Below are 15,089 nucleotides of genomic sequence, written 5' to 3' on the forward strand. Positions count from 1 at the left end.
AGGGATATGTACAGCGCCGGATGCGCGCTGTACATCCGGTTAGCAAAATTTATTCCGGGGCGCCTCCGATCCTGCTGGCGAACACAAACCTGTGGGAGTGAGCTTGCTCACGAAGGCTGAGGACCGGTCTCTGGAGATGTATCGACTGCACCGGCCTATTCGTGAGCAAGCTCACTCCCACGGATCGGGGTCGGCAGCTGTCGTAGCGGGCCTCCCTGATAAGTGTCAGACGAATTGCGCCGCCGCATACGCTGACGCCCAGGCCCACTGGAAGTTGAAACCGCCCAGATGGCCACTGACATCCAGCACCTCGCCGACGAAGTAGAGGCCCGGCGATTTAAGGGATTCCATGGTCTTCGACGACACTTCACGGGTGTCAATGCCGCCCAGTGTCACTTCCGCCGTGCGATACCCTTCGGTGCCCGCCGGTACCACCTGCCAGCTCGCCAGTTTGGTGGCGATGTCGGCCAGTTCGGCGTGGGTGTACTGCTTCATCGGCTTGGACACGAACCACTGCTCTGCAATTAGGTTGGCCATTTTCTTGGTAAAAATCTCGCCGAGCAGCGTTTTCAGTTCACTGTTCGGGCGTTCGGCCTGTTGCTCGGTCAGCCAGCTGGGGGCGTCGTGGTCGGGCATCAGGTTGATTTCCACCGTATCGCCCGGCTGCCAGAAAGACGAGATCTGCAGAATCGCCGGCCCACTCAGACCGCGGTGGGTGAACAGGATGTTTTCGCGAAAGCTGACGTCGTTGCAGCTCACCAGGCAGTCGACCGACGTGCCGGTCAGCTCGGTGCACAGCTCTTTCAACTGATCGGTGATGGTGAACGGCACCAGGCCCGCCCGGGTAGGCAACAGCGTATGGCCGAATTGCTTGCCGACCTGATAACCGAAACCGGTCGCCCCCAGCGTTGGAATCGACAGACCGCCCGTCGCAATCACCAGCGACTCGCAACGGAGTTCACCCAGGGTGGTTTTCAACAGGTAACCGCTGTCGGCTTTATCGATGCTCTGCACCGAGGTGTCCATGTGCAGGCTCACGCCAGCGGTGTCGCATTCGGCGAGCAGCAGATTGAGGATGTCGCTGGACTTGTTGTCGCAGAACAGCTGGCCGAGTTTCTTCTCGTGGTACGGCACGCCGTGCTTGCCCACCAGTTCGATGAAATCCCACTGGGTATAGCGGGCCAGCGCCGATTTGCAGAAATGCGGGTTCTGCGAGAGGAAGTTGGCGGGCTCGGTGTACAGGTTGGTGAAGTTGCAGCGCCCGCCGCCCGACATGAGGATTTTCTTGCCTGGCTTGTTGGCGTGATCGATCAACATGACCTTGCGCCCGCGCCGGGCGGCCGTGAATGCACACATCAAACCTGCGGCGCCGGCGCCGATGATCACAACGTCAGTAACGGGCAAAGCGGTGTCCTCTAACAGCTATTGATCTATGTAAGTTGCGCTGACGCCTTCGCGAGCAAGCTCGCTCCCACAGGGAGTCATGATGTCGCTCACTTGTGAGTGAACTCCACCCCCGCTGGTTCGCGGGGCTCCGTGGGAGCGCGCTTGCTCGCGAATGGGCGTGATGCGGTGTTGCGGATAATTACAGAATCCGAACGCGCAGCGATTTGCCCTTGATCTTGCCGTTGTTCAAACGCTCCAGTGCCTGCTTGGCCATGCTGCGTTCCACGGCGACGTAGGCCTGGAAATCAAAGATCGCGATCTTGCCCACCTGAGTGCCTGGAATGCCTGCCTCGCCGGTCAGCGCGCCAAGAATGTCGCCAGGGCGCAGTTTGTCTTTGCGGCCCGAGCCGATGCACAGCGTCGTCATCGGTGGCAGCAGCTTGCCGCCTTCCTTGCGCTCCAGTTGGTCGTACTGCTGCCAGTTGAGCGGCGCTTTCTGCAGCTCTTCAACGGCGCGGGCGCGCTGGCTTTCGCCGGGAGCAACGAGGCTGACGGCGATGCCGGTCTCACCCGCACGACCGGTACGGCCGACGCGGTGGATGTGGATTTCCGAATCCCGCGCCAATTCGACGTTGAGCACCATGTCCAGACCATCGATGTCCAGACCGCGCGCGGCGACGTCGGTGGCCACCAGCACCGAGGTGCTGCGGTTGGCGAACATCGCCAGCACCTGATCGCGATCACGCTGTTCCAGATCGCCATGCAGACCGACAGCGGATATGCCTTTGGCGGTCAGGTGATCGACCACTTCCTGAACCTGCTGCTTGGTGAAGCAGAACGCCACGCAGGACTGCGGACGGAAATGATCGAGCACACGGACCACCGCTTCGAGGCGTTGCTCGGGGGAGATTTCGTAGAAGATCTGTTCGATCTGGCTGTCGGCGTGGAGCGCTTCGACCTTGACGGTCTGCGGGTCACGCATGAATTTCGAGGACAGCTGCTTGATGCCGACCGGATAGGTGGCCGAGAACAGCAGAGTCTGGCGACGCTTGGGCGTCTGCTCGATGATGTCGGCGATGGCGTCGTAGAAACCCATGTCGAGCATGCGGTCGGCTTCGTCCAGCACCAGCGTGTTCAGGCCGTCCAGCACCAGCGAACCCTTGCGCAGATGCTGCTGAATGCGACCCGGCGTGCCGACGATGATGTGCGCGCCGTGCTCCAGCGAGCCGATTTGCGGGCCGAACGACACGCCGCCGCAGAGGGTCAGGACTTTGATGTTGTCTTCGGAACGCGCCAGACGACGGATTTCCTTGGCCACCTGGTCGGCCAGCTCGCGGGTTGGGCAGAGCACCAACGCCTGGCAGCCGAAGTAGCGCGGATTGATCGGATTGAGCAGGCCGATGCCGAATGCAGCGGTCTTGCCGGAGCCTGTCTTGGCCTGCGCAATCAGGTCCATCCCCTTGACGATCACCGGCAGGCTCTGCGCCTGAATCGGCGTCATCTCGGCATAACCAAGGGACTCCAGGTTAGCCAGCATGGCGGCGGAAAGGGGCAGTGAGTTAAAAGCGGTGTTAGTCACGGGACGGGCCTGCAAAACAAAATGTCGCGCAGTGTATCAGGTCGCGGCCCCCGCCTTGGGGGCGCGCGCGATAAATGGTGAGTCAATCACGCCTCGATCTCGGGCTCCGGTTGCGGTTTGCGCGCCGGTGCTTCGGGGGCCATGCGGGGCGACAGCTGCAGGAAGATCGACGCCGCCAGCATCGCCAGCACGCCGACGCACAGGAAGGTCAGCTGAAACGCGCCGAGTACGTCGCTGACGTCGCCCGTGGCCACGTCGTCGCTGAACCCACCGAGCAACGCCGCCGCACAGGCGACGCCGAGACTCAGGGACAACTGCGCAACTACTGACAGCAGACTGTTGCCGCTGGCGGCACTGGCGTCATCGAGATCGATCAGCGTCACCGCGTTCATCGCCGAGAACTGCAGCGAGTTCACCCCGCCCAGAAACGCCAGATGAATCAGCAGCAGCCAGTACGGCGTGTCGGCACTGACCAATGCCATGCTCGCCAGCAGAATACCCAGCAGCAGCGTGTTACCGGTGAGCACGATGCGATAACCCAATCGCTCGATAGCTTTGGTTGCCAGAGGCTTGGCGAACATCGCCGCAAGGGCCAGGGGAATCATGCTCATACCGGCGTGAGACGGCGAGTAACCCAGGGCGACTTGCAACATCAGCGGTAGCAGAAACGGCAAGGCGCCGCTGCCCAGACGGGCAAACAGATTGCCCATGATGCCCACCGCAAAACTGCGGGTTTTGAACAGCCGAGCAGAGAACAATGGCGCTTCCACGTGACTGGCGCGCAACCAGTACGCCGCCAGACACGCCATGCCGCCAAACAGCAGCATCACCACCCGCAAGTGCGGGAGGTTCAGTTCGCCAAGCCCTTCCATGGCAATCGTGATCAGCACCATCGAGGCGCCAAACAGCCCAAACCCCGCCAGATCGAAGCGCGTGCGTCCGCCGCCCTGAAGATCGGGGATGAACTTGCGCACGGCGAAGCAGCCGAGAATCCCCACCGGCAGATTTATCAGGAAGATCCAGTGCCAGCTCAGGTATTCCACCAGCCAGCCGCCGACCGTCGGGCCCATCAGCGGGCCAAGCAAGGCGGGCATGGTGATGAAGCTCAAGGTGCGCACCAGCTCGGTTCGGGGATAGGCGCGCAGCACGATGAGCCGGCCGACCGGCATCATCAACGCACCGCCGAGGCCCTGAATCACCCGTGCGCCCACCAGCATGCCGAGGGAGTTGGACACCGCGCACAGCAACGAGCCGAAGCTGAACAGCAGGATGGCGCTGAAGAAGATGCGCTTGATGCCGAAACGGTCGGAAATCCAGCCCGACGCTGGAATCAGCAGGGCGATGGTCAGCATGTAAGCGATGATCACCGACTGCATGCGCAGCGGGTTTTCCGCCAGCGAGCCGGCCATGGAAGGCAGCGCGGTGTTGAGGATCGTGCCGTCCAGGCTTTGCATGAAAAAGGCGATGGCAATGACCCATGGCATCCAGCGCAGGGTGCGGGCGTCCAGCTGCGGTGTTGAGGTCGGCATGTGGATCGAGGGTCCTTGTGGTTGCTCGTGCTTGATCGATTGTTGCTATCGCGGGCTGCCTGTCGCGCGGCAGGTCCCGCTTGTGGTCGCATTCCGTAGGAGGTGGCTTGCTGGCGAACGCATTAAATCAGACACCCTTGAGGTGACTGACCACCGCTTTCGCCAGCAAGCCGGCTCCCACAGGTAGACGTCGGCGTTACAGCGTCAGCGTCAACCCACTCAGCAGCGCGCCCGGCAGCAGATTCGAGGCGGTCTGGCGCTGACTGTAGGTGCTCGTCGACAGCAGGAGTTCCCTTTCTGTGGTCAGTTGTTCCAGTGCCGTGCCCAGCAGGCTGAAGAGACTGTCGTCGAAGCGCATGGTGTTGACCGGTGCCTTGATCTGCCCGTCTTCGACCCAGAACGTGGCGAAGCGCGTCATTCCGGTGATGCGTCCGGCGGTGCGATCCGAGAAATTCAGGTACCACAGGTTGCTGATGTACAGGCCCGTGCCCAATGCTTTCAACACCTCATCCAGCGCCAAGGAACCGCCGTCCATACTCAGCGCGCTTGGCGACTCGCCCCAGCCCGCGCCGTTGGCCACAAGGCCGTATTCGGCGGCGCTGCGCGAGTCGATCATGCGATCCCGGGCCACGCCCCCGGCCACCAGCGACAGGTCCATGCGCGGATAACCTTCACCGGAAAACGCAGGGGACAACGAGCCGCTGACCTGCTCGTTCAGGCTCACCAACGGGCTCAACGTGGATTGGCCGTCGTACAGCCGCTGCAAGGGGCTGGTCTTGTCGGCCAGCGACTGCGCAGAGAATCCACCCCAGCACAGCATGCCCATCACTTCTTCCAGCGCGGCAGGCGCCAGATAGGCGCGGTATTGCCCGGGCGCGAGGACGTGGGCCGGGCGTCCAAGAAACGTCAATTGCTCACGGGCCAGGGCGAAGCGCCGTGCAAAGCCGTCGTCGGTCCAGGTGTGCCCGGCGTAGTTGGCTTTCACCGCCTGGCCGTTCTCGTGGAACAGGCTCCAGTCGACATTGAAGCTGTTGGCCTGATGCCAGCCCAGCGCACCGCTGGAACTGGCGAAGCCGCGATAGATCGGCCCGGCCGCGTAGATGCCGACCAGATCCAGCCCCTCGCCCAGTTGCGCGATCTGCTCGACGACATGGGCGCTGTCCGGCAACGGCGTCTCCTGCACGTTGCTGCTCTGCCACGCCTCGTCGTTCAGTTGCAGATACGGGTCTTCCGGCAACAGCGTCAGGGTTTCCCGTAACTGAAGCAGGGCTTCGCTCAGGCGTTGCTGATCCACCTCGCCGTCGCCTGACAGCGTGAGGTTAAGGTTGGCGTGACGGCCTGCGGCGATCAGCTTGAACGTCACGCTGGCCTGCTGCACGCGGCCGGCCTGACGCACTTTGGCGTGGTTGAAGCGGATAAAGTCCGACGCTTCGGCGTCGTAGCTCAAGGTATAGCGCTCGTCCGCGGTGACTGCGCCGTGCAGCCACTCGGCCAGGGCCTTGAATTGCGCTTGATGGGACATCATGCGTCACCTCCGAAAACATCAACGCTCGCGAACACGCAAGCGGGCGAGGCATGGCCCACGCGGATCACTTGATTGGGCTCGCCTTTGCCACAGTTGGGTGTGCCAAGGACCTTGAAGGTGCTGGCGTCGCCGACCGCGCTGAGGTTGCGCCAGAACTGGGCAGAGATCGCGCGGTAGTTCGGGTTCTTCACCACGCCCTTGAGTTCGCCGTTCTCGATCAACTGACCCCACTCGCAGCCGAACTGGAATTTGTTGCGCGCGTCGTCGATCGACCATGAGCGATTGGTACTCATCAAAATGCCGTGCTCGGTGTCGCCAATGAGCTGCGCCATCGACTTGTCGCCCGGCTCGATGTTGAGGTTGGCCATGCGGTCGATGGGCGCGCGGTTCCAGCTCGACGCGCGGCTGTTGGCGACGCCTTCCATACCGCTGCGGTATTGCGACAGCGCGCCGCCCAGCGGCCTCACCAGTACGCCGTCCTTGATCAGGAATTGCTTGCTCGCCGGCGTGCCATCGTCATCAAAGCCGTAGCTCGCCAGTTGCTCGGGGATCTCCGGGTCGAAGGTCACGTTGAGCAGGCTTGAGCCATATTGCAGGCTGCCGAAGTCACTGGCTTTGACGAAGCTGGTCCCTGCGTAGTTGCGCTCATCGCCGAGGATGCGGTCCAGCTCCAGCGGGTGGCCGATGGATTCGTGGATTTGCAGGGTCATCTGGTCGGGCGTCAGCAGCAGGTCGCGCGGCCCGGTGGGCGTGTTCGGCGCCATGACCAGTTGCAGCGCCTGATCGGCGACGTTGACTGCGGCGCCAATGATCCCGCAGGACGCGATGACTTCCGCGCCACCCTGCTGGCCGAAGTTCTCGCGACCGAGGCTGCGGGTCTGGCTGTCCTGGCCGTCGTAAGCCGTGACGGTCAGGCCGGGGAAGACGAATCGCTGGGCCTGGCGAATCTCGGCGCCGGCGTTGTTGAGGTAGATCTGCTCGACGTTCTCAAGCCCCAGGCTCACCTGCCAGTTGACCAGGCGTTCGTCCCTGGGTACCGACGCGGATTCGGCATTGAGCAGGGCGTAGCAATCACTGAGCGATGGAAACGCGTTCTGCAGGTGGGGCGAGAGGTAATCGGCACGGGCGGTGGCGACAGCGTGGTCGTGCAGGTCGAGGAGGGAATGCGGGGCCAGTTGCCGCGCTTGAATCTCCGCCTGTTCCAGCGCCGATTGAAGCCCGCGCTGGGAAATGTCGTTGGTGGCCGCATAGGCTTCGACGCCATTGACGCGCACGGTGAGCATCGCGCCTTCGTCGATGCTCAATTGCGGCGGCTCGGCAACGTTCTTGCGCACCGACAAATGCTGGCTGGTCTGTTTGACGTAACGCAGGGAGAAAAACGGGGCGCTGCTCTGCAGAGCGGCGAACCGCTGCTTGAGCTGAGCGGAGAAGTCGAACATGCAGGAAGGCTCCTTGGCGATTCGGACAGGCAACGGCCCGAATCATAGCGCGGATGATCACTGCAGCGGGGGAGGGATGGATGACACGGACACGGCGCGTGCCCATTGTGGGAACGGGTTCAGCCGGGAATGCGCCAAGTGTCACACCGCAAAATCGAGGGTGTATCCACCGGCCTCTTCCCGGCTGAAGCCGGTTCCACTGACACAGCGCACGACCATTGTGGGACCGGCTTCAGCCGGGAATGCGTCAGGTGTCACACCGAAAAATCGAGGGTGTATCCACCGGCCTCTTCCCGGCTGAAGCCGGTCCCACTGACACAGCGCACGACCATTGTGGGGCCGGCTTTAGCCGGGAATGCGCCATGTGTCACACCGCAAAATGGAGGGTGTAGCCACCGGCCTCTTCCCGGCTGAAGCCGGTCCCACTGACACAGCGCACGACCATTGTGGGACCGGCTTTAGCCGGGAATGCGCCATGTGTCACACCGCAAAAATCGAGGGTGTACCCACCGGCCTCTTCCCGGCTGAAGCCGGTCCTACTAACACAGCGCACGACCATTGTGGGACCGGCTTCAGCCGGGAAAGCGTCAGGTGTCACACCGCAAAATGGAGGGTGTACCCACCGGCCCCTTCCCGGCTGAAGCCGGTCCCACTGACACAGCGCTTGACCATTGTGGGACCGGTTTTAGCCGGGAATGCGCCATGTGTCACACCGCAAAATCGAGGGTGTATCCACCGGCCTCTTCCCGGCTGAAGCCGGTCCTACTGACACAGCGCACGACCATTGTGGGACCGGCTTCAGCCGGGAATTCGTCAGGTGCCACACCGAAAAAACGAGGGTGTAGCCACTGGCCTCTTCCCGGCTGAAGCCGGTCCTACTGACACAGCGCACGACCACTGTGGGACCGGCTTTAGCCGGGAATGCGTCAGGTGTCACACCGCGAAATCGAGGGTGTATCCACCGGCCTCTTCCCGGCTGAAACCGGTCCTACTGACACAGCGCACGACCATTGTGGGACCGGCTTCAGCCGGGAATTCGTCAGGTGCCACACCGAAAAAACGAGGGTGTAGCCACTGGCCTCTTCCCGGCTGAAGCCGGTCCTACTGACACAGCGCACGACCACTGTGGGACCGGCTTTAGCCGGGAATGCGTCAGGTGTCACACCGCGAAATCGAGGGTGTATCCACCGGCCTCTTCCCGGCTGAAACCGGTCCCACTGACACAGCGCACGACCATTGTGGGACCGGCTTTAGCCGGGAATGCGCCATGTGTCACACCGCAAAATCGAGGGTGTATCCACCGGCCTCTTCCCGGCTGAAGCCGGTCCCACTGACACACTGCGCGCCGTTAGTGGGACTGACATATGCCCACGTCGCGCCTGTTACTGCGCCAACGGGCCCACTTTACGCATCGGCTTGCCACGCACGGGCGCGTCGCCGGCGACGTAGTAGTCGGCGGTGCTGCGCGGCAGCGGGGCGCGGCCACGGATCTTGTCGGCGATTTTCTCGGCCATCATGATCGTCGGTGCGTTGAGGTTGCCGGTGGTGATCAGCGGCATGATCGACGCATCCACCACGCGCAGCCCTTCCATCCCGTGCACGCGGCCCTCGCCATCGACGACGGCCATTTCATCGGTGCCCATCTTGCACGAGCAGGATGGGTGATACGCAGTCTCGGCATGCTCACGGATAAACGTGTCCAGCTGCTCGTCGCTCTGCACGTCGATGCCCGGGCTGATTTCGCGGCCACGGTATTGGTCCAGCGCTGGCTGCTGCATGATCTCGCGGGTCAGGCGAATGCCGTCGCGGAATTCCTGCCAGTCCTGCTCGGACGCCATGTAGTTGAAAAGAATGCTCGGGTATTCACGCGGGTTCTTCGATTTCAGCTGCACGCGACCACGGCTTGGCGAACGCATCGAGCCGACGTGCGCCTGGAAACCGTGCTCTTGCACGCCCTTGCTGCCGTTGTAGTTAATCGCGACCGGCAGGAAGTGGTACTGAATGTTCGGCCACTCGAATTCCTCGCGCGAACGAATGAAACCGCCCGCTTCGAACTGGTTGCTGGCGCCGATCCCTTTACCGAGGAACATCCACTCGGCACCGATGGCCGGCTGGTTCCACCACAGCAGCGACGGGTACAACGAGACCGGCTCTTTGCACGCGTACTGCAAATACATTTCCAGGTGGTCTTGCAGGTTTTCGCCAACGCCCGGCAGGTCGTGAACGACCGGAATGTCGAGCTTCTTCAGCAGCGGCGCAGGGCCGACGCCGGAACGCTGCAGGATCTGCGGCGAAGCAATGGCGCCGCCACACAGCAGGACTTCCTTGCGAGCGCGGGCTTCGATGCGGGTGTCGCTGTCGCCCACCATGTAGGCCACGCCGACGGCGCGCTTGTTGTCGAACAGAATCCGGTCGGTCAGCGCGTGAGTGACGATGGTGAGGGTCGAGCGCTTCTTCGCTTCGTCCAGATAGCCACGGGCGGTGCTGGCGCGACGGCCGAACGGCGTGACGGTGCGGTCCATCGGGCCGAAACCTTCCTGCTGATAACCGTTGAGGTCGTCGGTGCGCGGATAACCGGCTTGCACGCCTGCTTCGACCATCGCGGCGAACAGCGGATTGTTGCCCGCTTTAGGCGTGGTCACGCTGACCGGGCCTTCGCCACCGTGGTAGTCGTTAGGGCCGATGTCGCGGGTTTCGGCCTTGCGGAAGTACGGCAGGCAATCGAGGTAAGACCAGTCTTCCAGGCCCGGGTTTTTTGCCCAGCCGTCGTAGTCCATGGCGTTGCCGCGGATGTAGCACATGCCGTTGATCAGCGACGAGCCACCCAGGCCCTTGCCGCGACCGCACTCCATACGGCGGTTGTTCATGTGTGGCTCTGGCTCGGTCTCGTAGGCCCAGTTGTAGCGACGGCCTTGCAGCGGGAATGCGAGCGCGGCCGGCATCTGAGTGCGGAAGTCGGCGCGATAGTCCGGGCCGCCGGCTTCAAGCAACAGCACAGTGACGCCTGCGTCTTCGGTGAGACGGGCGGCGAGGGTGTTACCGGCCGAGCCGGCGCCGATGATGATGTAGTCGTATTCCAAGATAAATCTCCTTGGGAGTTGCAAGCGTCAAGCCTCAAGCTGCAAGAAAAAGCAGCGAGACGGCGCCTGCGAGATTGATGGGGGTGAGCGGCAGACCAGGACTGCAGTTGCTTTGTCTTGAGGCTTGCCGCTTGCCGCTTGCCGCTTAAAACTGCTTCTAGAACACCGACGCGTAGTCGCCCAGCTCAACCTGCACAGACTTAGTGCGTGTGTACTGCGCCAGCGAGCTGATGCCGTTTTCGCGGCCCACGCCCGACTGCTTGTAGCCACCGACCGGCATTTTCGCGTCGGATTCGCCCCAGGCGTTGATCCAGCAGATACCGGCTTCCAGTTGATGGATCACGCGGTGCGCGCGGTTCAGGTCTTTGGTCACGATGCCCGCAGCCAGACCCATTTCGGTGTCGTTGGCGCGGCGGATCACTTCTTCTTCGGTTTCGTAGCTGAGGATGCTCATGACCGGGCCAAAGATTTCCTCTTTGACGATGGTCATCTCATCGGTGCAGTCGGTGAACACGGTCGGCGCAACGAACGCGCCGTTGCCCAGCTCACCCTCGGTCAGACGATCGCCGCCGATCAGCAGGCGGGCGCCTTCTTCCTTGCCCTTGGTGATGTAGCCGAGCACATTTTCCATGTGCGCGAAGCTCACCAGCGGGCCGAAGTTGATGGTGTCGTCCTGCGGATTGCCGACGCGGATGCGTTTGACCCGCTCAAGGATTTTCGCTTCGAAGTCAGCCTTCAGGGCGCTCGGCACGAACACGCGAGTGCCGTTGGTGCAGACCTGACCGGAGCTGTAGAAGTTGGCCATCATCGCGATGTCAGCGGCGCGATCCAGATCGGCGTCGTCGAAAATGATCAGCGGGGACTTGCCGCCCAGCTCCATGGTCACTTCCTTGAGCGACGAGCTCGACGCGCTGGCCATGACTTTCTTGCCGGTCTGTACGCCGCCGGTGAAGGAGATCTTCTCGATGCGCGGGTGCTCGGTCAGCCAGCTGCCGACGTCGCTGCCGGCGCCCGTCAGCACGTTGAACACGCCGTCCGGCACGCCGGCTTCGGTGTAGATTTCGGCCAGTTTCAGCGTCGTCAGCGAGGTGACTTCGCTCGGCTTGAAGATCATTGCGTTGCCGGCTGCCAGCGCAGGGGCGGACTTCCACAGGGCGATCTGAATCGGGTAGTTCCACGCGCCGATGCCGACGGTGACGCCCAACGGCTCGCGGCGGGTGTAGACGAATGAAGTGTCACGCAGCGGAATCTGCTCGCCTTCGATGGCGGGCACCAGGCCGGCGTAGTACTCCAGCACGTCGGCGCCGGTGACGATGTCGACGTATTGGGTTTCGGAGATCGCTTTGCCGGTGTCCAGGGTTTCCAGTTCGGCCAGCTCATCGTTGCGTTCACGCAGGATGTCGACGGCACGACGCAGGATGCGCGAGCGCTCCATGGCGGTCATGGCGGCCCAGATTTTCTGGCCCTTTTCAGCGCTGACGACAGCGCGTTCGACGTCTTCTTGGGTCGCGCGCTGGACCTGGGCCAGGACTTCGCCATTGGCTGGGTTGATAGCCTCGAAGGTCGCGTTGCTGCTGGCGTCCACGTAGCCGCCGTCAATGTAGAGTTTTTGCAGTTCGAAACGGGCCATAAAATCCTCGCAGTAATCTGGGTGGGTGACGACCGAGTGCGCCGTGCGCTGCCTTGGTCGTGATGCCGGCTGCTTCAGCTCGGCGCTTTTGCCAGTTGAAAGTCCATGTACTCGTAGGCGATCCGTTGCGCTTGTTCGGTGTCGAAGGCGTCGCCCGACAGCGCGCCGCGCAGCCACAATCCGTCGATCAATGCCGCCAGCCCTCGGGCTGCGCTGCGTGCTTCATCCAACGGCAATACGCGACGGAACTGGCAGCAGAGGTTGGAATACAGGCGGTGATCATTGATCCGCTGCAACCTGTGCAGCGAGGGCGAATGCATGCTGGTTGCCCAGAAGGCGAGCCAGGTTTTCATCGCCGGACCGTTGACCTGACTGGCATCGAAGTTGCCCTCGATGATCACTTTCAGGTGAGCCCGCGGGCTGTCGTCGTTCAATGCCCGGCGCCGTTCGGCGACGCTGGCGATCAGCGCATTCATCAAGTGGCGCATCGTCGCGGCGATCAGGCCGTTCTTGTCCTGAAAGTAGTGACTGATGATGCCGTTGGAGACCCCCGCCAGTCTGGCGATCAGCGCAATGCTGGCATCGCCCATCCCCACCTGATCGACCGCCGTAAGGGTGGCCTGGATCAACTGTTGACGCCGAATGGGTTGCATACCGACCTTGGGCATCTGTAGGGCTCCTTGATCTGCCGGGTGATCGTGGGTGGCTGGAAACGGCGTTCACTGTAAAGCTTTTTAATTGAACGTTCAATCAACAAAAAGTTGCAGGCGCAGAAAGGCAACCACAAGCTTTAAGCTCCAAACCGCAAGAGTCGAGGCGTGGCGGCCTTTTTCTTGCAGCTTGAAACTTGAAGCTTGCAGCTGCAATCAGCCGTGATTCTTGCCCAGCAATGCGTGGTACAGCTCGCTGTCGCCGAGGATGCCGACCAACTGGTTGTTCTCCTGCAAGACGAGCTTGTTGCCGGTGTGGTAGCGGATCTGCAAGGCGTCGCGCATGCCGATGTCGGAGTGGACAACGGTCGGTTTGCGGCCGAGGCTTTCCACTGACTGGCCCGGCTCCCAGCTTTGCAGATCAAGGGTCGCGCCATGCTGGTGGGCGCCGGTGATGGCGTTGCCTTCAGAGAGATCTATCCACGTGTCGTCGCTCGGGTCCAGGCAGACCTGAGAACCGTTAATGCGCGTGCATTGGGTGATCGGGCGCATCAGGCTCCGGCCGCACAGCACGTTGAGCGGATTGGTGTGGGCGACGAACGTACGCACGTACTCGTCGGCGGGATTGAGCACGATCTCTTCCGGCACGCTGTACTGAATGATCCGGCCGTCCTTCATGATCGCGATGCGGGTGCCGAGCTTGAGCGCTTCGTCCAGGTCGTGACTCACGAACACGATGGTCTTGTTCAGCTTCTTCTGCAGCGCCAGCAGTTCGTCCTGCAAACCTTGGCGGATCAGCGGGTCAAGGGCCGAAAACGGCTCGTCCATCAGCAGAATGTCAGCGTCCATCGCCAGCGCGCGGGCCAGGCCGACCCGCTGCTGCATGCCGCCTGACAGCTCATCCGGCTTCTTGTTGCGCCATTGGGTCAGGCCGACCAGCTCCAGCTTTTCGTCCACCAGTGCGCGCCGCTCTTTCTCGGGGCGGCCCTGCATTTCCAGGCCGAAGCTGATGTTCTCGCGCACCGTCAGCCACGGCATCAGGGCGAACTTCTGGAACACCATGGCAATGCGCTTGGTGCGCATCATCTTCAGCTCGGCGGGGGTGCAGGCAGCGATATTGATCTGCTGCCCTTCGTGCTCGACGAACAGCGAACCGCGGCTGACCGTGTTCAGGCCGTTGATGCAGCGCAGCAGGCTGGATTTGCCCGAGCCGGACAGGCCCATCAGCACGCAGATCTCGCCTTTGTTGATCTCCAGCGTGGCTTTTTCGACGCCGACGATCTGGCCGGTTTTCTTGAGGATTTCGGCCCGCGTAAGGCCCTGGTCCAACAGCTTGAGTGCCTCACGCGGGTCTTTGGAGAAGACGACGTCAACCTGATCGAATTTGATGATGCTCATGCGTCGGTCCTCACTTTGGCGTCCGGTTGTTTGCAGATCCGGTCGAGCATGATCGCCAGCAATACGATCGCCAGGCCCGCTTCGAAGCCCAGAGCGATATCAGCAGTGTTCAGTGCGTTGACCACAGGTTTGCCCAGGCCATCCGCGCCCACCAGTGCGGCGATCACCACCATCGACAGCGACAGCATGATGCACTGGGTGATGCCGGCCGCGATGCTCGGCATGGCGTGGGGCAGCTCGATGCGCGAGAGCAATTGACGGCGCGAACAGCCGAAAGCTTTGCCGGCGTCGAGGAGTTCTTGCGGGACATCACAGATGCCCAGGTAGGTCAGGCGGATCGGCGCAGCGATCGCGAACACCACCGTCGAAATCAGGCCCGGTACTACGCCGAGGCCGAACAGCGTCAAGGTCGGGATCAGGTAAACGAACGTAGGCACCGTCTGCATCAGGTCGAGGACGGGTCGCATGCAGGTGTAGAACATCGGCTTGTGCGCGGCAATGATGCCCAGCGGCACACCGATCACCACACAGACCGCCGTGGCGAACAGCACCTGCGCCAGGGTCTCCATGGTTTCCTGCCAGTACCCCAGGTTGAGGATCAGCAGGAAGGAAATGATCACAAATGCGGTCAGGCCCCATTTGCGCTGAATGAAGTGAGCGAGCAGGGCAACCAGGCCGATCAGCACGAAGGGGTTGAACCAGGTCAGCCCGCCGGTCAGGCCGTGAATCATGGTTTCCAGTGACGAAGCGATGGCGTCGAAGGTGCTGGCGCCGTGCTGCGTCAGCCATTCGACGAAGCCGGCGATGTACTCGCCCAGAGGGATTTTATGATCAGTCAGCATGATGTCGGTTGTCCGCGTGCGGGATGAAAAG

Annotated in this window: 10 protein-coding genes; all 10 read right to left on the reverse strand. The window is 62.1% G+C overall.

Translation table 11 applies throughout. The features are described from left to right. Nucleotides 1-225: 225 nt before the first annotated feature. Entirely contained in the window at nt 226-1,404 is a 1,179-nt protein-coding gene (locus tag IFT99_RS06630; protein ID WP_192130961.1) for an NAD(P)/FAD-dependent oxidoreductase, read from the reverse strand. Nucleotides 1,405-1,585: 181 nt separating this feature from the next. Continuing rightward, nucleotides 1,586-2,965, reverse strand: a complete 1,380-nt coding sequence (dbpA, locus tag IFT99_RS06635) for an ATP-dependent RNA helicase DbpA (protein ID WP_083233000.1) — start codon at nt 2,963-2,965, stop codon at nt 1,586-1,588. Between the two features lie 86 nt (nt 2,966-3,051). After that, nucleotides 3,052-4,494, reverse strand: a complete 1,443-nt coding sequence (gene mdtD / locus IFT99_RS06640) for a multidrug transporter subunit MdtD (protein WP_192130963.1) — start codon at nt 4,492-4,494, stop codon at nt 3,052-3,054. Between the two features lie 196 nt (nt 4,495-4,690). After that, nucleotides 4,691-6,016 carry a TldD/PmbA family protein gene (locus IFT99_RS06645; protein ID WP_192131035.1) on the reverse strand — a complete coding sequence of 442 codons (1,326 nt, stop codon included), beginning with the start codon at nt 6,014-6,016 and terminating at the stop codon, nt 4,691-4,693. Beyond that, nucleotides 6,016-7,458, reverse strand: a complete 1,443-nt coding sequence (locus IFT99_RS06650; protein WP_192130965.1) for a TldD/PmbA family protein — start codon at nt 7,456-7,458, stop codon at nt 6,016-6,018. The genes IFT99_RS06645 and IFT99_RS06650 overlap by 1 nt, the downstream gene beginning before the upstream one ends. Before the next feature lie 1,382 nt (nt 7,459-8,840). Next, nucleotides 8,841-10,538, reverse strand: coding sequence for a choline dehydrogenase (betA, locus tag IFT99_RS06655; RefSeq protein WP_197985871.1), 1,698 nt, complete (start codon nt 10,536-10,538; stop codon nt 8,841-8,843). Nucleotides 10,539-10,695: 157 nt separating this feature from the next. Continuing rightward, a complete protein-coding gene (betB, locus tag IFT99_RS06660; protein ID WP_192130967.1) occupies nt 10,696-12,168 on the reverse strand; it encodes a betaine-aldehyde dehydrogenase in 1,473 nt (490 codons plus the stop codon). A gap of 74 nt (nt 12,169-12,242) precedes the next feature. Beyond that, a complete protein-coding gene (gene betI, locus IFT99_RS06665) occupies nt 12,243-12,836 on the reverse strand; it encodes a transcriptional regulator BetI (protein WP_065987872.1) in 594 nt (197 codons plus the stop codon). A 198-nt stretch (nt 12,837-13,034) separates the two neighbouring features. Then, the gene (choV, locus tag IFT99_RS06670; RefSeq protein ID WP_065987871.1) at nt 13,035-14,216 is read right to left on the reverse strand and encodes a choline ABC transporter ATP-binding protein; all 1,182 of its coding nucleotides are present in this window, start codon (nt 14,214-14,216) and stop codon (nt 13,035-13,037) included. Beyond that, on the reverse strand, nt 14,213-15,061 hold the full coding sequence (choW, locus tag IFT99_RS06675) for a choline ABC transporter permease subunit (RefSeq protein WP_192131039.1): 849 nt from the start codon (nt 15,059-15,061) through the stop codon (nt 14,213-14,215). The genes choV and choW overlap by 4 nt, the downstream gene beginning before the upstream one ends. Nucleotides 15,062-15,089: the final 28 nt, after the last annotated feature.

Origin of the sequence: Pseudomonas sp. CFBP 8772, from assembly GCF_014841665.1 — a bacterium.
Classification (GTDB): domain Bacteria; phylum Pseudomonadota; class Gammaproteobacteria; order Pseudomonadales; family Pseudomonadaceae; genus Aquipseudomonas; species Aquipseudomonas graminis_B.

What these genes read in the sequence shown, in the direction of transcription:
- betB (WP_192130967.1), bottom strand. Translation starts at nt 12,168, where the DNA reads ATGGCCCGTTTCGAACTGCAAAAACTCTACATTGACGGCGGCTACGTG.
- betI (WP_065987872.1), bottom strand. Translation starts at nt 12,836, where the DNA reads ATGCCCAAGGTCGGTATGCAACCCATTCGGCGTCAACAGTTGATCCAG.
- IFT99_RS06645 (WP_192131035.1), bottom strand. Translation starts at nt 6,016, where the DNA reads ATGTCCCATCAAGCGCAATTCAAGGCCCTGGCCGAGTGGCTGCACGGC.
- IFT99_RS06650 (WP_192130965.1), bottom strand. Translation starts at nt 7,458, where the DNA reads ATGTTCGACTTCTCCGCTCAGCTCAAGCAGCGGTTCGCCGCTCTGCAG.
- mdtD (WP_192130963.1), bottom strand. Translation starts at nt 4,494, where the DNA reads ATGCCGACCTCAACACCGCAGCTGGACGCCCGCACCCTGCGCTGGATG.
- choV (WP_065987871.1), bottom strand. Translation starts at nt 14,216, where the DNA reads ATGAGCATCATCAAATTCGATCAGGTTGACGTCGTCTTCTCCAAAGAC.